Here is a 20,217-nt window from a genome sequence, read left to right as displayed (position 1 = left end):
GCGATGTCGGATAAACCATTGCTCGAGATCGAGGATCTCAACGTCTGCTTCTCCGCCGAGGGCAAGAAGATTCCGGCGGTGCGCGACGTCAGCCTGACGGTGTATCCGGGCCAGACCGTCGCCATCGTCGGCGAATCCGGATCCGGGAAATCCACGACCGCGCACAGCATTATCGACCTGCTGCCGGGCACCGGGCAGGTCACCTCCGGCTCGATCAGATTCGACGGCAAGGATCTGGCGAAGGCGTCGAAGCGGGAGGTCGTCGCGGTCCGCGGTAGCGGTATCGGATTGGTGCCGCAAGATCCGATGTCGAATCTGAATCCGGTGTGGAAGATCGGGTTCCAGATTCGAGAGACCTTGGAGGCCAATGGCATTGCCAAGGGTAAGGCGGCCAAGCAGCGCGCCGTCGAACTGCTCGAGGAAGCCGGGATGTCGGATGCGGCGCGCCGGGTGAACCAGTATCCGCACGAATTCTCCGGCGGTATGCGCCAGCGCGCGCTCATCGCCATCGGATTGGCCTGTCGACCCAAACTGCTGATCGCCGACGAGCCGACCTCGGCCCTCGACGTGACGGTGCAGCGCCAGATCCTCGACCATCTCGACGGACTCACCAGCGAACTCGGCACCGCCGTCCTGCTCATCACCCACGACCTCGGCCTGGCCGCCGAACGCGCTGAGCACCTGGTGGTGATGTATCGGGGCAAGGTGGTGGAGTCCGGTCCGGCACTCCAGATTCTGCGCGAACCACAGCACCTGTACACCAAGAAGCTGGTGAATTCCGCGCCCTCACTCGCCTCGCAGCGGCTGTCCTCGGTGCGTGAGCGTATAGAGGTGCGTAAGCAGGCCGTACAGGTCGCGGAAGAAGTCGCGGCGGCCGATACCGAAATCGCGGCCGTCTCCGATGACGTGGTGGTCGCACAGAATCTGACCAAGGCGTTCAAGATTCGGGGTAGTACGCCGTGGAAGTCGACGGATTTCGTCGCGGTCGACGATGTGTCGTTCCGGCTGAAGCGCGGCACGACCACTGCCATCGTCGGCGAGTCCGGTTCGGGCAAATCGACTGTGGCACAGATGGTTCTGGGTCTGCTCGAACCGACATCGGGTTCGGTGACATTCGACGGTCGCGAAGTGGCGAAACTGGACCGCAAGGGCGCGTTCGCCTTTCGCCGCCGAGTGCAGCCGATCTTCCAGGACCCTTACGGTTCGCTGGATCCGATGTACTCGATCTACCGCACGATCGAGGAGCCGCTGCGCACGCACAAAATCGGCACCGCCAAGGAACGCGAGGCAACGGTGCGCGACCTGTTGGACAAGGTGTCGCTGCCGTCCTCGGTAATGCGCCGCTACCCCAATGAACTCTCCGGTGGCCAGCGCCAGCGCGTCGCGGTGGCGCGTGCGCTCGCGCTCTCACCGGAGGTCGTGGTGTGCGACGAGGCGGTCTCCGCGCTCGACGTCCTCGTCCAAGCCCAGATCCTCAAGTTGCTCAACGACTTACAAGCCGAGCTGGGTCTGTCCTATCTGTTCATCACCCATGACCTGGCCGTCGTCCGCCAGATCGCCGACGACGTCCTGGTCATGCAGACCGGCAGGATCGTGGAAGCGGCCACCACCGACGAGGTCTTCCAGAACCCCACGCAGGAGTACACCCGCCGCCTGCTCGACGCCATCCCCGGACGGGACCTGCTGGCAGGCTGACCAGGGGGTCGTGGATCGGTCGCGGTGCGGGCGCGGCAAAATCAGCACGGTGACCGATCCGCTACAGCCCCTCGTCGATCTGCCAGGTGTGCGCGAAGCCGCCGATAAGGCGCGTGACGCGCTCGCCGCGGTGCACCGGCACAAGTCGAACCGGCGGGGCTGGCCGACCACGGCCGCCGAGGCGGCGGTGCGTGCCGCCCGCTCATCCGCAGCGATCGAGGGCGGCAGTACCGAGCTGCCCGCCGACGGCCGGGTCGCGGATCCGATCCTGGCCGGCTCGTTGCGGGTCGGGCAGGCGCTCGACGGTGACGCGCTGCGGAATCTGGTCGGTACCTGGCAGCGCGCGCCGCTGCAGGCGCTGGCCCGGCTGCATCTGCTGGCGGCGGCCGATCTGGTGACCGACGAGGCGCTGCTCGGGCGGCCACGCGCTGACGGCGGTGTGGCGGAACGGCTCGACCTGTTGGTGCAGACCGTGCTCGGATCCAAGGCGCCCGCCCCGGTCATCGCGGCGGTCGTGCACGGTGAACTACTGACCCTGCGGCCGTTCGGTACGGCCGACGGCATCGTGGCGCGGGCGGCCTCTCGACTGGTGGCCGCGTCCAGTGGGCTGGACCCGCACAGCCTCGGCGTACCGGAGGTGTTCTGGTTGCGGCGGCGTCAGCAGTATCTGGATGCGGCGGCCGGATTCGGCTCGGCTGCCCCGGATGCGGTGGGCGGCTGGGTGATCCTGTGCTGCGGTGCCTTCGAAGACGGTGCGCGAGAGGCGACATCGATCGCCGACGCGGCATCCGGATAGGGGCGGATACACATCAAAGCGGGCGGCGTTGTCGTTTGACGACCTCACCGCCCGCTAGCACGGATACCCGGTTACCAAGCGTGCTGGGTGGGTTGTGTTCTGCGGCCTCGGCGATTATCCGAACTCCGCCGGTTCATCCCCGCAACCTGTGCGAGGCCTTCGCCGTCGAAAACCCGGATCTCGCAGGCCCACAACGCTTCTGCCCTTGTCGCGGCGCGCTCCGCGTGGGTGCCTGGTGCCCGTGCTGGGAAGGGTGGGTCGGGGAGCTGAACCTTCTCTTCCGGTTCCGCTCAGGCCTTCCGTCCTTCCGTAGTTACCTTTCTACACCTGTGACTGCCCTCACATCAAGGCTTGGAAAAACATTAAATAACCTGCGTGTCTACCGGCGTTTCGTGGTTAAATGCCTGGTCGCAGCGGCCTCTGTGTTATGTCGGCAAGCCTCCGTCGCGCCCCTCGGCAGCCCGGCCTCGCGGCCCGCACCTGGCGGCAATGGCTCAGCGGCGCCGGCGCAACAGCCGGTAGCTGATCGCCCCGGCCAGCACCGCGCTCAGCCCGACCGCCGCCGTCGCGGCAAGGGTGGTCGACGACGGACTCTGGAAACGCGCCCACAGCGAGACCGGGTTGGAGAACGTGAGAATCGGCCAGCCCTTGGCCACTGCTTCGCGCCGCAGATTGCGATCCGGGTTCACCGCCGTCGGATGCCCCACCGCGCTCAGCATCGGTAGATCGGTCACCGAATCGGAGTAGGCATAACACCGCGAGAGGTCGTAACCCTCAGTGGCGGCGAGCTTTTCGATCGCGGTCACCTTACCCGCACCGTAGCAATAGAATTCGACCTCGCCGGTGTAGCGCCCGTCCTCGACCACCATCCGGGTCGCCGCGGTATGCGAGGCGCCGAGCACCTCCGCGATCGGGCCGACGATCTCCTCGCCGGAGGCCGAGACGATCACCACGTCGTGTCCCCGGATCTTGTGGTCGGCAATGAGATCCGCGGCCTCGGCATAGATCAGCGGGTCGACGAGTTCGTGAAGTGTTTCGGCCACAATGGATTTCACCTGCTCCACGTCCCAGCCCGCGACCATATTCGTCAGATTGGCGCGCATGCGCTCCATCTGATCGTGGTCGGCGCCCGAGAGCATGAACAGGAAGTGGGCGTAACTGCTCTCCAGCACCGCGCGCCGGTTCAGCAGGCCCTGTGCGTAGAAGGGCTTACTGAACACGTAGGTGCTCGATTTCGCGATCACCGTCTTGTCGAGATCGAAGAAGGCGGCCACGCGCTCGCCGCCGCCGCTCGGTCGCTTCGTTGCCGTCGCGCCCCGTGCCGTCTGGTCCTCGAGCTCTGTCTGGTCGCCGTCGGCCGTCACCCGTCCAGAATATGCATGCCGCGGCGACGCTGTCGGACGGGTCGGGCGTCTGGTTCGTTCGGCGGGTTTGCCCCGGAGACGCCGGGCCGGTGGTGGCCACAAAGTTCTCCGTCGACAGACTTGCGTTGTGGCCCGGGCTTGGGTGTAGTATTGCTGGCACCTGGACATAGTCCAGGCGCGTTCAGCCCGACCCCCCGGGGCTGAACCCGACGGCCCCAGCCTCCTCCCCCCCCGGCTGGGGCCGTCCTCTATTTCGGGGTAGGTTCCCCCGGTTTCGGGCCTCCGGATTTATCCACACCCCCCGAGTTATCCACATTCGGCATATTGCATCTTCTGCTCGGCTTCGTCTTCGAGCACGCTGACCTGCATGAATCTCGAAGCCGCACCGGCACTCACGCCGCCGCCCGCGCTCGTGCTCATCCAGGACACCCGGCTGCGCGATGAGGTGCGCCGGGTCGCGGCGGCCGCGGAGCGCGAGCTCGACGAGCGCGCGCTCTCGGTCGGCCGACATACCTGGGTGGCGGCGCCTCTGGTGATCCTCGACACGGTGGCGGCCGAGAGCTGTGCGCGGGCCGGTTATCTCCGCCGGATCGGCATCGTGCTGGTGACAGACGGGGAACCCGGATTGACCGATTGGCAGGCCGCTGCGGCTGTCGGTGCCGAGCGCGTCATCGCGCTGCCGGGTGCCGCGGTCGGACTTATCGAGAAGTTTGCTGAGCACGGCGAATACCGTGTGGGCGACGGTGTTGTCGTCGCGATCGCGGGTGCGAGCGGCGGTGCGGGCGCCTCCACATTGGCCGCGGCGACCGGACTGCGATCCGCCGCCGAGCGCTTCCGGCACGACACCGTGCTCGTCGACGGCGCACCCCTCGGCGGCGGTCTCGACCTGCTGCTCGGCATCGAAACCGGGGCCGGACTGCGCTGGCCGGATCTGGTGATCGAGGACGGCCGGGTGTCGGCCGCCGCACTGCACAGCGCACTGCCGGCAGCTGCCCCGGGACTGGCGGTGCTGTCCTGTGGCCGCGGCGGTGCCGGACGCTTGCCCGCCGAAATCGGCGCTGCCGCTGTCCGTGCCGTCATCGAAGCGGGCCGTGCCGCAGGCGATTTGGTGATATGCGATATCTCGGGCGAACGCGGCCCACACGCCGACCAGATACTCGACGCGGCCGACCTCGTCGTCCTGGTCGTCCCCGCCCGCCTCCGCGCCGTAGCCGCCGCCGAATCGGTCGCCGCCCATATCGGTAAGCGAAATCCCAACCAGGGCTTGGTAGTCCGCGGCCCCGCCCCCGGCGGACTGCGCGGCCCCGAGGTCGCCGAGGTCCTCGACCTCCCTCTCCTAGCCGCCGTCCGAGCCCAACCCGGACTGGCCGCCCGCCTCGAACGCGGCGGGCTTACTTTGCGCCGTGGGCCCCTCCGCGACGCTGCGGACGCGGTGCTCGGGGTGCTCAGCGCTCCGGCCGGGAAGGGGCTGTGATGAGTGCGTTGGTGACGTCGGAGTTGTTGGATCGGGTGCGGGAACGGTTGTCGGGTGGGTCGGGGGATCCGGATCCTGCGCAGGTGGCGGCTGCTATCCGGGCCGAGGCGGGTGGCGTGCTCGGTGATACCGATCTGCTGCGGGCGTTGCGGCTGTTGCAGACCGAGATGACCGGAGCGGGGGTGTTGGAGCCGCTGCTGCACGATCCCCGGGTCGCCGATGTGCTGGTGACCGCGCCGGATGCGGTGTGGATCGACCGGGGCCGTGGGCTGGAACGAACCTCGGTCGTCTTCCCGGATGAGGCGGCGGTGCGTCGCTTGGCACAGCGGTTGGCGCTGTCGGCCGGGCGGCGGCTCGACGACGCACAACCGTGGGTGGACGGCAGGTTGTCCGGAAGGGAAGCGGCACTGGGGGATTCGTTCGGAGTCCGGCTGCACGCGGTCTTGGCGCCGGTGGCACACGGCGGCACCTGCCTGTCGCTACGCGTGCTGCGTCCGGCGACACAGGGACTGGATGCGCTCGCCGCGGCTGGCGCGGTACCCGCCGACGCGAAACTTATACTGGAGCAGATCATTCGGGCCAGACTCGCCTTCCTGGTGGTCGGCGGAACCGGCGCGGGCAAAACAACGCTCCTGTCCGGCCTACTGGCCAAGGTCGCCGCCGACGAACGCATCATCTGCGTCGAAGACGCCGCAGAACTGGCACCCCCACATCCCCACGTCGTGCGCCTGGTCGCGCGCACCGCGAACGTAGAGGGTGTCGGCGCGGTAACCGTCCGCGATCTTGTCCGGCAGGCCTTGCGAATGCGCCCCGACCGAATCGTGGTCGGCGAAGTCCGCGGTGCCGAGGTAGTCGACCTCCTGACCGCCCTGAACACCGGCCATGACGGAGGCGCGGGCACGGTTCACGCGAACTCACCACGCGAGGTCCCCGCCCGCCTGGAAGCCCTTGCCGCGCTGGGCGGTATGGACCGAGCCGCCCTCCACAGCCAACTCGCCGCAGCCGTCCAGGTTGTACTGCACGTCCACCGCCGAGCCGACGGCTCCCGCGGCCTCCGCGAAATCGGCATCGTAGACCGCGACCCCCAGGGCCGCGTCACCATAACCGCCGCCTGGCACGCCAACCAAACGTCCACCCCTGCTGCCCCCACTCTCACCCGCCTCCTCGACGAACGGCTCGACCAGTGAATGCGGGGATGGAACGCACGGCGTTCGCAACCCGGACGGCTTCGCTGTCGCGCGTGCTTGCGGTCCCGTCGTCGGATGCGGTGGCGCTCCTTGCGGACGCGACTCCGGCAGTGTTGCGGCCCAGCCTGATCGCGGCAGCGGTGCACTCACGAATCGCTGGTCGGATGGCGCCGTCGCGGTGCCTGGTCGGCGAACGGCTCGGTCGATGATCGCGGGATTGGTGTGTCTGGCGATCGGGGTTTTGCTGGCGCCGCCGCCGAGTTCGCGGCGTCGGTTCGTCAGGCTGTTCACGGTGTCGGTCGGTGCCCGAAAGTTCCGGCGGGGCAGTGGGCTTCGGGCCGCCTTCGCTGTTGTCATCGTGGGGGCGTCGGCCGTCGGTGTCGGTCCGTTGGTTGCGGCGGTGTTGGTTGGGGGAACGGTCGGTATTCGGGTGCGGTGGGCGAGTCGGGAGCGGCGGCGCACTGCGGAGTGCGCCTATCTGTTGGACGCGCTCGAGGCGGTGATCGGGGAGCTGCGGGTGGGTGCGCATCCGACTGCGGCGGCGGAGGTGGCCGCGCAGGAGTCGCGCGGGGAGGCCGCACGCGCATTCGCGGTGAGCGCGGCGCGCAGCAGACTCGGTGGTTCCGGCGCGGACGGACTGCGCGAATCCGATTCGATCGTCGACGCGGAACTCGCCAGGATCGCCGACGCGTGGCAGGTCGCCGAGCACCACGGTCTAGCTCTCGCGGAACTGCTCTCGGCCGCTCGCGCGGACCTATTGGGGCGCATCCGTTTTCGCACGCGCACCACGGCCGCACTGGCCGGTGCTCGCGCCACAGCGGCGGTCCTGGCGGGCCTACCGCTCCTCGGTATCGGCCTTGGCCAACTGATGGGTTCCGCTCCACTGCACGTACTGCTGAGCCCGGGTGCCGGAACGGTACTGCTGCCACTCGGCGCGGCACTGGCGTGCATCGGCTTGCTGTGGACCGACGCGATCACGCGAAAGGTCTTCGTATGAAACAAATCTGCTGGTCATTCATGGATTCGAAGGGGTTGCGCATGCTTGGAAGCACCAGTGCGCCAGTGCTTTTGCTCGCAATGGCATTGGTCGTGCTACCTGGACGAGTTGCGATGAATCGACGATTGCGGCTGCTACGAGAGTCGGGTCCACAGCCGGTTGCCCTGGTATCTCCGCGCAGCACCGACAGCGATCCACTGGCCATAGCCTCGGTATTCGACCTGCTGGCCGCCTGCCTACGAGCGGGATTGCCGATGGCATCGGCGGCCAGCGCGGTGGCACCGAGCGCGCCGCCAGCTCTCGGCGCGGCATTGCGCAAGGCAGCCGACCTGCTGGCACTTGGCGCGGACGCGGCAACCGCCTGGGATCAAGTGGCCCGCGACGGCGCAGGCCAACCAGGCGCCGAGGAGGTCGATTCACTGGCACGCATGGCCCGGCGCTCCGCCCGCTCCGGCGCCTCACTCGCCACCGCCATCGGCGAACTGGCCGAACAGCGCCGCAGCGGAGTCGAAGACGCGGCCGCCGCCCGCGCCGAACGCGCCGGAGTCCTCATCGGCGGCCCCCTAGGCCTCTGCTTCCTGCCGGCCTTCGTCTGCCTCGGCATCGTCCCTGTAGTAATCGGCCTCGCCGGCCGCGTCCTCGGAGACGGACTGCTGTGAGAACTACCCGGCAGGGAAGTACTGCATCACGAGCGACGGGTTCGCGAACGACCCAGCGAGGCGCCACCGGTTCCGACGGTTCTGCTGCCCCGGACAGCGCAGCACGGGGCGCTACCGAGCTGGGGATGCCCACTCGGAGCAGGACCTACCTGGGCGCGATCGCGCCGGACTTTGTCGGGCCGGAGACCGCCACGCGGGGCCCTGTCGATCACGGCTCTGCCAAAGGTGCCGTTGCTGAGCTGCTGGGTGCTGCGCTCGGGAGCATTGAGCTGTGTGGTGCGGTGCCGGGACACGCGCGGCCGGGAAGAGCGTATGGGCGCGGAGTGCGCGCGCGGGACATTGTCGACCCGGTGCAGGGCGGTTCTGTCGAACGCGGCGGTGTTGAAGGTGCCGTCGCGGAGCTACCGAGTGCGTGGCTCGGGACGGTTGGGCTGTTCGGCGCGGTGCCGGGGCGTGCGCGAGGGGGAAGAGTGTGTCGGCGCGGAGTGGCCGCGCGGGCGGGAATGAGAGGGGAACACGGTGCGATTGGGAATGATGCGGGATCGGGTGGTTCTTCGGCTGGGGGCCGTTGGCATGGAGGTGCGGGCTCGGGTGCTGCGGGTGCTGGTCGCGGACGACGGGATGAGTACGGCGGAGTATGCGATCGGGACTATCGCGGCTGCGGCGTTCGGGGCCGTGCTCTATGGGGTGGTGACCGGGGACAGCATTGTGAACGCGCTGACGAAGATCATCGACAAGGCGTTGAATACCGCGGTCTAGCGCAGAGTAGTTGTGGATTAAACTACTGTGGTGCAACGCATCTCGGTGACGATCGGGGTGCGGTGACGGTTGAGGCGGCGATCGCGCTCGCTGCCATCGTGCTTGCGGTGGTGCTGTGCGTCGGTGCCTTGCTCGCGGCGTCGACGCAGGTGCGCTGCGTCGACGCCGCTCGCGAAGCGGCCCGGCTGGCTGCCCGCGGTGATCAAGCGAATGCGGTGCCGACGGCACGGCGGGTAGCTCCGCCGACCGCCGACATCTCGCTGCGCAGTGAGGGCGACCGGGTAGTCGCGGCGGTCTCCGCCCGCGCACCCCTGCTGCCCTTACTGGTCCTGCGCGCCGAGGCCGTTGCCACCCGCGAGCCAGGAGCCGAGCCGTGACCAACAACGGCCGACCAATGGACCGCGACGTGTCACCGGGCACAACACGGATAAAGGACCGCGACGTGCCGCGCCACCGAACCGCGGCAGTAAGGATGCCCAGTGACCGAGCAGTAGAAGCAGCTCCGCCGAACAGTCAGCCCTGCCGACGAGGCGACCACAATCGCAGCGGCGTCGTCGACCGGTGCACAGCACGTCGCTGCTGCGCCGCCGGTGCCCGCCGGCTGGAACGCTGGTCTAGCGCGTTTACATCAGAGGACACGCACGGGTTTTACATCGCAGTGCGGCAAGCTCGTGACCTGCGAGTCGACCGCTGGTGCGGAGCATTCCCGCCCGGAGGCGGCCGAGGTGCCGGTGGGCGCAGTGTCCTGAAGCGGCGGGCCAGGGCTGGTGATCGAATCGACCGTCGGCGCAGCGAGTGTGTATTCGGAGGTATGAGGCAGCGTCGTCGCTCGGGGGGAGTCCGGGCGGACAACCGAGCTGACCACGGGTGCGATGCGGTTGCTTCCGGGGGTGACGATGGAGTGGAGCAGGCCCGCAAAGCGAACTCGGTCGGTGAGGTGCGGCGGGACGAGGGCATTGCGACGGTGTTCGCTTGCTTGGCGCTGGCTGCTTTGATCGGCGCGACGCTATTGATCGCTCAGGTTGGGGCGGTTGTTGTGGCGCGGCATCGGGCGCAGGCTGCTGCGGATTTGGCGGCATTGGCGGCGGCGGGGGAACTCGCGCGTGGGGCCGATGTCGGATGTGCGGAAGCGGCGGAGATTGCGCGACGGATGGGAGTGCGGATTCAGCAGTGTGAAGTCGTGCAGTGGGATGCGACCGTCACTGTTGAAGGGAATGTACCAATGGGTCTGTTAGGAAAGCGGACTGTTCGCGCAGTTGCTCGTGCCGGACCTGTAGAAGTCGGAGCGTGACTGGTATGTACTTACACTCGCCAGTGGTACTTCACGATGCCGGAATTCGGTAATTGCGATGCTCGAATAAATACGCCATTGCCTCAATTTACTTGGTAACCGCAGAACGCAATCGAAAGAATGTGCACGTCGGGCGGTAATGGCCGTGGCAATACCTCAGTTAACATGAATCTAATCCTCTTTATTCGGCGGTCCGACACGCCCGGCGCCGCAGGGCGAGGCACGCCGACACGCGCCTATAACCCCTGGTGACCACCCGGAAACGTGGACAAGTGATCACGTTCGGGGTTCGGCGCTGTCACGAATCGAGCGCGGTGCCTTCGCCGTGCTGTTCAGTTGCCCGTATCGGCGGCCAATTCACCCAGAACCGCGGCCAGCAGGCGGGCCGCACCGGCCTTGTCCAGCGGATGGTTGCCATTGCCGCACTTGGGTGACTGCACGCAGGACGGGCACCCGACCGCGCAGGTGCACGTCTCGATCACCGCGAGCGTGGCCGACAACCAGCGACGTAGCTGCGCGAACCCGCGTTCGGCGAAGCCCGCACCACCGGGCTGCCCGTCATAGACGAACACTGTCGGCAGTCCGGTATCCGGATGCTCGGCGGTCGAAACACCGCCGATATCCCACCGGTCACACGTCGCGACCAGCGGCAATAGGCCGATCGCCGCATGTTCGGCGGCGTGCAGCGCACCCGGCACCCGTGGTGTATCCAGACCTGCCGCGGCCAGCAGTTCGGGCGTCACCGTGTACAGCACCGCGCGCGTCGGCAGCGTCTGCTCCGGCATATCCAGCTCGACCAGGTCCAATATCTCGCCGGTACGCAGCGTGCGCAGATACCCGATCACCTGGCTGGTGACGCTGACCTGCGCCAATGCGGTGGTCACCCGGCCGTGGCGGCGCTCTTCGGTCACCGCGTCGACGGCGATGGAGGTGACCTGTCTGGCGCTGGTGGTCCAGCCGGGATCGGTGCTGCGCACGAAGGCCACTCCGCCCTCGAGGTCCAGCTCATCGACCAGGTAGGTATCGCCTTGATGCAGGTGAATGGCCCCTTCGTGCAGCGTCGCCCGCGCTCTTCCGGCATCGGCCGTGCCGAGCAATCTGCCGGTCTCGCCATCCACGATGGCAATGGGTGTGCCGATGCCACCGCGCACGTCGACGGCATCGTGCGGCTGCGCCTCGGCGGTCGCGAACCAGCGCGCGCTACCGTCGCGCACCGCGCCGTTCCGGCGTCGAATCAACCCCTGACCTGCGAGATCGCCGAGCACCCCACCCGCCCCGAGCTCATCGACCTCATCATCGGTGAGCGGGAGTTCCAGCGCCGCGCACAGCAATTGCGGACCCAGTACATAGGGGTTGTGCGGATCGGTGATGGTGGCCTCGACCGGCTTGTCCAGCAGCGCCTCGGGGTGGTGGACCAGGAAGGTGTCCAGCGGATCGTCCCTGGCCACCAGCAGCACCAGCGATCCCTGCGTGCGCCGGCCCGCCCGCCCGGCCTGCTGCCAGAACGAGGCGACCGTGCCCGGAAAACCCGAGATCACGACCGCATCCAGCCCCGCTATATCGACGCCGAGTTCCAGTGCATTCGTAGTGGCGGCCCCCAGCAGCGACCCGTCCGACAGCGCGGCCTCCAGTTCGCGCCGATCCTCCGCGAGATAACCCGCCCGGTAGGCGGCGACTCGTTTGCTGAGCTCTGGATCAACGTCGGCGAGCAGCCTGCGTGCCTCGATCGCGGTCAGCTCGGCGGCCCGCCGCGACCTGACGAATGCGAGCGTGCGCGCGCCTTCGACCACCAGATCGGCCATGATCCTGGCCGCCTCCGATGTCGCTGATCGCCGAACCGGTGCACCGTTTTCGCCGGTCAGGGTGGTCAACAGCGGCGGCTCCCACAGTGCGATGGTGCGCGAGCCCTGCGGCGATCCGTCCTCGGTGACCGCGACGCAGGGCGCGCCGATCAGCCGGGATGCCGCAGCCGCGGGCTCGGCCGTGGTGGCCGAGCACAGTATGAATACGGGATCCGCGCCGTAATGTGCCGCGATCCGCCGCAGCCTGCGCAACACCAGCGCCACATGCGAGCCGAATACGCCCCGGTAGGCGTGGCATTCGTCGATCACCACATAGCGCAGCCTGCGCAGCACCCTGGCCCAGCGCTGATGTGAGCGCAGCATGCCGACGTGCAGCATGTCCGGATTGGTGAGGATCAAGCGGGCATTGGCCCGCACCCATTGCCTGACCTCGGCTGGTGTGTCCCCGTCGTATGTGGCCGGATGGACATCCCGCAACGGCCCCTCGTGCGTCAATTCCGCTATTGCCCGCAGCTGATCAGCACCCAATGCCTTGGTCGGCGCCAGATAAAGCGCCGTGGCGAGTGGATCTTCGCGCAATGCGGTGAGCACCGGTAGTTGGTAGCCGAGCGATTTCCCGGATGCTGTGCCGGTGCTGACGACAACGTGCCGGCCGCTCGCGGCGAGGTCGGCGGTCCTGGTCTGATGAGTCCACGGTGCCTCGACTCCGGCGGCACGCAGCGCGGCGACGACGTCGGGCGCGGCCCAATCCGGCCAGGTAGTCGTGGCTGCGGGGCGTGCGTCGAGCTCGACGACATGGGTGAGACGTGGGTCGTCATCGGGTGCCGCATCAAGGACACGATTCAGCAACGATGCCCCATAACTCCGGCCGTTGCTGGCGCGTGGCCGGGTTGCCGGTTCGGTCGGATTCACGACTCGGGCTCCGCGACACGCGCAGAAAGTGTGAAACGTGTGCGCTTGGGAAGGCCGACCTGCCATTTCGATACCAAATAGCGACCTGGGTCACAGGCTGTTTGCCAGACACTGGCTCGGTTATCCGTAAGCAAACGAACCACAAGTCTGGATTCCGGCATTGTGTCCCTCACCTGCGCATTCGCAAGATCAACTTTTTTGCAAATTGTCGGTAACTCGACTGTTGAATTGCTCGAAGACATGGTTCACTAGTTCCTGGTCGCAAGCTTCTGTGTTCGAGGGACGGATCCAAAGTCCAAACCGTCAGCAGGATCGATGTTGCGAACGGTGTGCTTGGTGCTTTCCTGCAGGGGGAACCAACAGTACAACGGTCGGAACGGACCCGGTGGATGAACCTACTTGTCCGCCGTTCCGGTAAGAAAAGAGAAGGAACAGAATGGCACAGGGAACTGTGAAGTGGTTCAACGCGGAGAAGGGGTTCGGCTTCATCGCGCCCGAGGACGGCTCCGCTGACGTCTTCGTCCACTACTCCGAGATCCAAGGGTCGGGCTTCCGCACCCTCGAGGAGAACCAGAAGGTCGAGTTCGAGGTTGGCCAGGGCACCAAGGGCCCGCAGGCCACCGGAGTTCGCGCGCTCAGCTGAGCGTCGAAACAATCCGCTCGTCCCTCACCACCGGTAACGGGGTGAGGGACGAGCCATATCTGGGGTAAGACAAAACCGACGCGTACCTGCGGTGCGGTCGTATCGCCATAGGCACTGCATACTGATCACCAGCGACGCAGGTACGCTCTGTGGTTCGAGTCGCAAGCGCTCGGCCACACGTCGCGTCAAGGTATAAACGTGTCTGGTGGCAACGTCCTCCTCGTCGCCGCCGCTTGCCCCAGCCGCGCACAGCGCGAAAAAGCGCCGCGCGGGTCGATAAGGAAAGGTGTATTCGCCGGTGGCAACACGAGACCGCGGTGCAGCCGACCAGGGCCGTCCCCTGCGTCGTCTCGTGATCGTCGAGTCCCCGACCAAGGCCCGCAAAATAGCGCCCTATCTGGGTCGCAATTACACGGTCGAGGCCTCGGTCGGTCATATCCGGGACCTGCCGCGCGGTGCGGCGGACGTGCCCGCCAAGTACAAGGGCCAATCCTGGGCGCGCCTCGGCGTCGACGTCGACAACGACTTCGAACCCATCTATGTGGTGAGTCCGGATAAGAAGGCCAAGGTTTCCGAGCTCAAGAGTCTGCTGGCCGATGCCGACGAGCTCTACCTCGCCACCGACCCCGACCGTGAGGGTGAGGCGATCGCCTGGCACCTGCTGGAGACGTTGAAGCCCAAGGTGCCGGTGCGACGCATGGTGTTCCACGAGATCACCGAGCCCGCCATTCTGGCCGCCGCAGCCGATACCCGCGATCTGGACAACGATCTGGTCGATGCGCAGGAAACCCGGCGCATCCTGGACCGGCTGTACGGCTACGAGGTCAGTCCGGTGCTGTGGAAGAAGGTCATGCCGCGACTGTCGGCTGGCCGGGTGCAGTCGGTCGCGACCAGGGTGATCGTGCAGCGCGAGCGCGAGCGGATGGCCTTCCGCTCGGCCGAGTACTGGGATATCGCGGCGAAGCTGGATGCGGGCGGAGGCAACGGCGATGCCACCAATCCGCGGACCTTCGGGGCGCGACTGGTCAGCGTCGACGGGACCAGGGTCGCCACCGGCCGGGACTTCGGACCGGATGGGCAGCTCAAGGGCAATGGCGTGGTCGTCCTCGACGAGCCATATGCCCGCCGCCTCGCCGAGGCGCTCGAGGGCGCCGATCTGGTGGTCTCGTCAGCGGAGGCAAAGCCATATACGCGCAAGCCGTACGCGCCGTTCATGACCTCGACGCTGCAGCAGGAGGCGGGCCGCAAGCTGCGGTTCAATGCCGAGCGGACCATGCGGGTCGCGCAGCGGCTGTACGAGAACGGCTACATCACTTATATGCGTACCGACTCGACCACGCTGTCGGAGTCGGCGATCGCTGCGGCCAGGTCGCAGGCGACCCAGCTGTACGGCGCTGAGTATGTGCACCCGACGCCGCGGCAGTACACCCGCAAGGTGAAGAACGCGCAGGAGGCGCACGAGGCGATCCGCCCGGCAGGCGATACCTTCGCGACCCCGGGCCAATTGCATGCGCGGTTGGATAATGACGAGTTCCGGCTCTACGAGCTGATCTGGCAGCGCACGGTCGCCTCGCAGATGGCCGACGCCAGGGGCACCACGCTGACGCTGCGGATCACCGGTGTCGCGGGTACCGGCGAGGAATGCGTGTTCTCGGCGTCCGGCCGGACCATCACCTTCCCGGGCTTCCTCAAGGCCTATGTCGAGAGTGTCGACGAGGAGGCGGGCGGTCAGTCCGACGACGCCGAATCCCGGCTGCCCGCACTCGACGAGGGCGAGCGCGTCACGGCGGTGGAGCTGAATCCCGATGGGCACAGCACGAATCCGCCCGCGCGGTATACCGAGGCCTCGTTGATCAAGACGCTCGAAGAGCTCGGCATCGGTCGACCTTCGACGTATTCGTCGATCATCAAGACCATTCTCGACCGCGGATATGTGTACAAGCGCGGCAGTGCGCTGGTGCCGTCGTGGGTCGCCTTCGCGGTGGTCGGTTTGCTGGAGGCCTACTTCGGTCGGCTGGTCGACTTCGACTTCACCGCCGCGATGGAGGACGATCTCGACGCCATTGCCGGCGGGCGTGAGCAGCGCGGAAATTGGTTGTCCAGCTTCTATTTCGGCGGCGATCACGGTGTCGAGGGTTCGGTCGCGCGCTCCGGCGGTCTGAAGCGGATGGTCGGTGAGCGGCTCGATGATATCGATGCCCGAGAGGTCAATTCGATCAAGCTGTTCGTCGATGGCGAAGGTCGCGACGTCGTGGTTCGGGTCGGACGATTCGGACCGTATCTGGAGCGGATGGTCGCCAATCCCGATGACCCGGAAGGGGATTCGATTTCGCAACGGGCGAATCTGCCCGATGATCTGCCGCCGGACGAGCTGACCCCCGAGGTCGCCGAGAAGCTTTTCTCGACACCGCAGGAGGGGCGTACGCTCGGCACCGATCCGGCGACCGGACACGAAATCGTCGCCAAGGAAGGACGTTTCGGTCCGTACGTCACCGAGATCCTGCCGGAGCCCGCGGTCGAGGACGGACCCGCGCCCGCGAAGAAGACCGCGAAAAAGGCTGCGGCGCCTAAGCCGCGGACCGGATCGCTGTTCAAAGATATGGATCTGGCGACGATTACGCTCGACGATGCGCTGAAGTTGTTGTCGCTGCCGCGCGTTGTCGGTGCCGACCCGGCTTCCGGTGAGGAGATCACCGCGCAGAACGGGCGCTACGGCCCATATCTGAAGAAGGGCACCGATTCTCGTTCGCTGCTCAACGAAGACCAGATCTTCACCGTGACGCTGGACGAGGCGCTCAAGATCTACGCCGAGCCCAAGCGGCGCGGACGCCAGGCCGCCAGTGCTGCGGCGTTGCGCGAGCTCGGGAACGATTCGGCGACCGGTAAGCCGATGGTGATCAAGGACGGGCGCTTCGGTCCGTATGTCACCGACGGTGAGACCAATGCCAGCCTGCGCAAGGGTGATGAGGTCGATTCGATCACCGATGAGCGGGCTTCGGAATTGCTCGCCGACCGGCGCGCACGTGGTCCGGTGAAGAAGACGGCCAAGAAGGCGGCGGCGAAGAAGACTCCGGCCAAGAAGGCGACGGCGGCGAAGAAGACCGCCGCCAAGAAAACCACCGCAAAGAAGGCGGCCGCGAAGAAGTCCTGACGGTTTTCGTCGGTGGCTTGCCGTAGCCTCGCCCCGGTATCGAAGCTCGATCGGGAAGGGGACCGCCATGGCCATCGATCAGGAACGCGAAGATCTCATCCTCGCGCTCGACAGTCAGCGCGAGCTGTTTCGAATCACCCTGCGTGGTCTCGACGAGCAGCAGGCGCGGCAGCGCACCACCGTCAGCGAGTTGACTCTCGGTGGACTGCTGCACCATGTCGTGAACTGCGAGCGGCACTGGACAAAGGTCATCGTCGAGCGCGATGAGACGGCGAAACAGGAGCTGGCCGAATTCGAGGGCGAATATGTGATGGCGCCCGACGATACGGTTGCGGGACTGCTGGCCACCTGGGACGAGGTGGCGGAGGCGACCGCGAAGCTGATTCGCACCGAGCCGGATCTGAGCACGTCCATTCCGACCCCGACGACACCGTGGACGCCCGAACGCGTGTGGTGGACCGTGCGGTTCACGCTGCTGCACGTGTTGCGCGAGATCACCCACCACAGTGGTCACGCCGACATCATTCGGGAGGCGCTCGACGGTGCCAATACCACCTATCAGCGAGCTTGATACGGATCCGTTCAGCCGTCCGGCCGGGGCTGTCGGAGGGGGCGGCTAGGGTGTAACGCGTGGCGGGTGTCTTCGATCGGCTGGTTGGGCAGGATGCGGTCGAGTCCGAATTGCGGGCGGCCGCGGTCGCCGCGCGCGGGGGGACCGGCAATGGCGCGATGACGCATTCGTGGCTGTTCACCGGACCGCCCGGATCGGGGAGATCCATTGCGGCGCTGTGCTTTGCGGCCGCGTTGCAGTGCACGGACGAAGGGAAGCCCGGATGTGGTCGGTGCCATGCGTGCACGACCACGATGGCCGGAACGCACGGTGATGTGCGGCGGGTGATTCCGGAAGGGCTGAGCATCAGCACCAAGGAGATGCGCGAGATCGTGCAGATCGCCTCGCGGCGGCCGAGTACCGGTCGATGGCAAGTGGTGCTGATCGAGGACGCCGACCGGTTGACCGAAGCGGCGGGCAATGTGCTGTTGAAGGTGGTCGAGGAGCCGCCGGATCGGACGGTATTCCTGCTGTGCGCGCCATCGGTGGATCCGGAGGACATCTCCGTGACGCTGCGGTCGCGCTGTCGGCATGTACATCTGGTGACGCCCTCGGTGCCCGCCATCGCGCATGTGCTGCGCGAGCGCGACAAACTCGATGAGAAGACCGCCACCTGGGCGGCATCGGTGAGCGGCGGTCATGTCGGGCGGGCTCGGCGGTTGGCCACCGATGAGGAAGCGCGTGCTCGTCGGCAGCGGGCGCTGGCGTTGGTGGGTGCGGTTTCGCGGCCCGGTGCCGCCTACACGGCAGCGGATGAATTGGTGAAATCCGCCGACGACGAAGCCAAGCAGATGAGTGCGGCCCGCGACGAACGTGAGCGCGAAGAATTGGCGACCGCACTCGGTGCGGGCGGCACTGGTAAGGGCGCTGCGGGCGCGACCCGAGGTTCGGCCGGTGTACTCAAGGACTTGGAGCGCAGGCAGAAATCCCGCGCCACCCGCACCGGCCGCGATGCCCTGGACCGCGCGCTGATCGACGTCGCGGGCGTCTACCGTGACGCTCTGGCTGTCCGCTTCGGCGCCGCTGGCAACGGTTCCGGTGTCACTCTCACCCACCCCGATATGTCCGACCAGATCCACGATCTCGCCGACCGCGTCCGCCCCGAGGGCCTGCTCCGCTCCATCGAAGCCGTCCTCGCCTGCCGCGAGGCCCTCGACCTCAACGTCAAACCCCGCTTCGCCCTCGCCGCCATGGTCGCCACCCTCATCTCCGCCCAATCCGCGTGACCGCTACCACCCGTTTTCGCGATCCGACCGCCGAGACGATAGACTCGCGTGGCCGAAAGGCACGCCGCCTTAGCTCAGTCGGTAGAGCGCTTCACTCGTAATGAAAAGGTCGGGGGTTCGATTCCCCCAGGCGGCTCCATTTTCCCATTTCAGAGGCTACTTCTTGCCCAACCGATAGACGGTGTTTCCGTGCGAGGTCGTAGCCGATCTCGGCGCGGCGGTGGAAGCGGTGCCAGGAGTTGATGCCGAACAGACCGATGGGTCGGTCATCGCGCCCGGTAGGGCCCACTGGATTTGTTCCTTGGCGGCGTAGGCGGTGCGTAGCGCGGCGATCAGGGCCTCGGCGTCGGATACGTCGCGATGGGCTTCGGAGTTGTAGCGCTGCGCGATGGGATCGCTCCGGAAGGCGAACATGTCACTCGCGTCGGCGGGGTGCCATTCATGCAGTACCAGCCGCTCGGTCTCGAGGATCGGGACTGAGAAGTCGAAGACCACGCACCGAGAATGCACCGGCAGCGGGCCCGCATCGACAGAATCGCTGATTCTGGGGGTCGACCCTTCCGGACGATCCCCATGGAGCGGCTCGCCGCCAGATTGTGCGAGAAGGACAGGAGGGCGGGCCCGACCCGGAACGTGATCACGCCGTTCGTGTTGCCCGAACTGGAATGCTCGGAGGGCCGACCCCCGGATCCCTTCCTAGCGGTCGCTACGTCAGAGAAGCGGGGTCGGCGTTTGCGGCGGCAGTGTCCCTAGAACGTGAATTGTGTTCCGTAGCCGGTTGTCTGGGCGGTTCCGTTGATACCGTCGACGCGCGCGGTGACGAACGGCATGGCTGATGCGGGCGACAGGCATCCGTTGACGTTCAGTGGCGTATTGGTGTGACTGAATGTGTAGGGGAACGCTGCGTCCTGATCCAGGCTGGCCGCACCGATAACCGCCGCCGTGACCCTCCCCGGTACGACGGTTACCGAGATCGCTCCGGCGAGACCGGCATTGACGCCGAAACTCGGTGAAACTGCGACGGTGACGCTGGTCGAGTCGCCGAGGGTCAACGCGAGCGAGGGTGCGATACCCGCGCTGACGCCGACGCTCGGCGCAATTCCGATGGTGACACCTTCGGAGATATCCACGGCGCAACCGATCAAGTATCCGATCGCAATTTCCCCGTCGCGGACGGTTGAACCGCCGCTGACAGACACCGAGTAATCCCCGGACACTTTGGCTGCGTGCACGAACGGGATTCCTTGTGTTACATCGTCTCCGGCCAGGGCGAAATTGCTCACATCCACCGCCGCAACGAGGTGCATGCCACCTGCACCGGCTTCGCCAGGTGCCGCCTCGGCGGGTGCGTTGGCAATGAAAGTCGCTGCACCGACCATCGCCGTGAGCGATGCAATAACCTTGAGATATTTCCTGGTCATACCACTCCAGTCGAATAATCACCGACACAGACTGTTCCGTAGAAATAGATCGCTCGCGACACCGGGACTCGAAGTGTCTACCCGCGCAGGAGGTTCGATACGGGACCAGCACTCGAACCTTCGGGCAGACCCTACCGCATCTACGGGACAGCTGATCTCATGAGCCCTGTTACTCATCCGGCCTGTCGACCCAGCCGGACATTACGGGCCGCGACTGGAGACTGGCCGTC

General features: G+C 66.6%; 17 protein-coding genes and 1 tRNA gene. 14 read left to right on the top strand and 4 right to left on the bottom strand.

The window, feature by feature from the left end; genetic code table 11:
- Nucleotides 1–3 precede the first annotated feature (3 nt).
- A complete protein-coding gene (locus ACZ60G_RS19795; protein ID WP_465811494.1) occupies nt 4–1,695 on the top strand; it encodes a dipeptide ABC transporter ATP-binding protein in 1,692 nt (563 codons plus the stop codon).
- A gap of 49 nt (nt 1,696–1,744) precedes the next feature.
- Nucleotides 1,745–2,491, top strand: a complete 747-nt coding sequence (locus tag ACZ60G_RS19790) for an oxidoreductase (protein WP_465811493.1) — start codon at nt 1,745–1,747, stop codon at nt 2,489–2,491.
- Nucleotides 2,492–2,985: 494 nt separating this feature from the next.
- On the opposite strand, the gene ACZ60G_RS19785 is transcribed toward ACZ60G_RS19790, so the two are convergent.
- Nucleotides 2,986–3,765, bottom strand: a complete 780-nt coding sequence (locus ACZ60G_RS19785; protein ID WP_465811614.1) for an HAD family hydrolase — start codon at nt 3,763–3,765, stop codon at nt 2,986–2,988.
- Nucleotides 3,766–4,222: 457 nt separating this feature from the next.
- Here ACZ60G_RS19785 and ssd point away from each other — a divergent pair, with 457 nt between their 5' ends.
- The 7 genes from ssd (at nt 4,223) to ACZ60G_RS19750 (ending at nt 10,222) form a co-directional block, all read left to right on the top strand.
- A complete protein-coding gene (gene ssd, locus ACZ60G_RS19780) occupies nt 4,223–5,329 on the top strand; it encodes a septum site-determining protein Ssd (protein ID WP_465811492.1) in 1,107 nt (368 codons plus the stop codon).
- Entirely contained in the window at nt 5,329–6,516 is a 1,188-nt protein-coding gene (locus ACZ60G_RS19775; RefSeq protein WP_465811491.1) for a TadA family conjugal transfer-associated ATPase, read from the top strand. Before ssd ends, ACZ60G_RS19775 begins: the two co-directional genes overlap by 1 nt.
- A gap of 205 nt (nt 6,517–6,721) precedes the next feature.
- Nucleotides 6,722–7,513, top strand: coding sequence for a type II secretion system F family protein (locus ACZ60G_RS19770; RefSeq protein ID WP_465811490.1), 792 nt, complete (start codon nt 6,722–6,724; stop codon nt 7,511–7,513).
- Nucleotides 7,514–7,626: 113 nt separating this feature from the next.
- A complete protein-coding gene (locus ACZ60G_RS19765) occupies nt 7,627–8,172 on the top strand; it encodes a type II secretion system F family protein (protein ID WP_465811489.1) in 546 nt (181 codons plus the stop codon).
- A gap of 573 nt (nt 8,173–8,745) precedes the next feature.
- Nucleotides 8,746–8,931 carry a DUF4244 domain-containing protein gene (locus ACZ60G_RS19760; RefSeq protein WP_040686072.1) on the top strand — a complete coding sequence of 62 codons (186 nt, stop codon included), beginning with the start codon at nt 8,746–8,748 and terminating at the stop codon, nt 8,929–8,931.
- 62 nt (nt 8,932–8,993) lie between these two features.
- Nucleotides 8,994–9,308: a TadE family type IV pilus minor pilin gene (locus ACZ60G_RS19755; RefSeq protein WP_465811488.1), complete on the top strand. Its 315-nt coding sequence runs from the start codon at nt 8,994–8,996 to the stop codon at nt 9,306–9,308.
- Between the two features lie 524 nt (nt 9,309–9,832).
- Entirely contained in the window at nt 9,833–10,222 is a 390-nt protein-coding gene (locus ACZ60G_RS19750; protein ID WP_465811487.1) for an Rv3654c family TadE-like protein, read from the top strand.
- A 332-nt stretch (nt 10,223–10,554) separates the two neighbouring features.
- On the opposite strand, the gene ACZ60G_RS19745 is transcribed toward ACZ60G_RS19750, so the two are convergent.
- Nucleotides 10,555–12,936: a DEAD/DEAH box helicase gene (locus ACZ60G_RS19745; RefSeq protein WP_465811486.1), complete on the bottom strand. Its 2,382-nt coding sequence runs from the start codon at nt 12,934–12,936 to the stop codon at nt 10,555–10,557.
- A gap of 436 nt (nt 12,937–13,372) precedes the next feature.
- Between ACZ60G_RS19745 and ACZ60G_RS19740 the strand changes: the two genes are divergently transcribed.
- The 5 genes from ACZ60G_RS19740 to ACZ60G_RS19720 all read left to right on the top strand — a co-directional run bounded on the left by ACZ60G_RS19740 (nt 13,373) and on the right by ACZ60G_RS19720 (nt 18,705).
- Entirely contained in the window at nt 13,373–13,579 is a 207-nt protein-coding gene (locus ACZ60G_RS19740; RefSeq protein WP_011206895.1) for a cold-shock protein, read from the top strand.
- Between the two features lie 352 nt (nt 13,580–13,931).
- Nucleotides 13,932–16,730, top strand: a complete 2,799-nt coding sequence (topA, locus tag ACZ60G_RS19735) for a type I DNA topoisomerase (RefSeq protein WP_465811613.1) — start codon at nt 13,932–13,934, stop codon at nt 16,728–16,730.
- Between the two features lie 67 nt (nt 16,731–16,797).
- Entirely contained in the window at nt 16,798–17,301 is a 504-nt protein-coding gene (locus tag ACZ60G_RS19730; protein ID WP_465811485.1) for a DinB family protein, read from the top strand.
- A gap of 59 nt (nt 17,302–17,360) precedes the next feature.
- The gene (locus tag ACZ60G_RS19725) at nt 17,361–18,566 is read left to right on the top strand and encodes a DNA polymerase III subunit delta' (RefSeq protein WP_465811484.1); all 1,206 of its coding nucleotides are present in this window, start codon (nt 17,361–17,363) and stop codon (nt 18,564–18,566) included.
- A 63-nt stretch (nt 18,567–18,629) separates the two neighbouring features.
- Nucleotides 18,630–18,705: transfer RNA gene (locus ACZ60G_RS19720), tRNA-Thr, on the top strand.
- A 17-nt stretch (nt 18,706–18,722) separates the two neighbouring features.
- On the opposite strand, the gene ACZ60G_RS19715 is transcribed toward ACZ60G_RS19720, so the two are convergent.
- Nucleotides 18,723–19,061, bottom strand: coding sequence for a GNAT family N-acetyltransferase (locus ACZ60G_RS19715; protein ID WP_465811483.1), 339 nt, complete (start codon nt 19,059–19,061; stop codon nt 18,723–18,725).
- A gap of 254 nt (nt 19,062–19,315) precedes the next feature.
- A complete protein-coding gene (locus ACZ60G_RS19710) occupies nt 19,316–19,873 on the bottom strand; it encodes an MspA family porin (protein WP_465811612.1) in 558 nt (185 codons plus the stop codon).
- Nucleotides 19,874–20,217: the final 344 nt, after the last annotated feature.

It is taken from the genome of Nocardia sp. NPDC102475, assembly GCF_055584605.1.
Note: the sequence above shows the minus strand (reverse complement) of the source record. Positions and strands in the feature narration are given on the sequence as shown.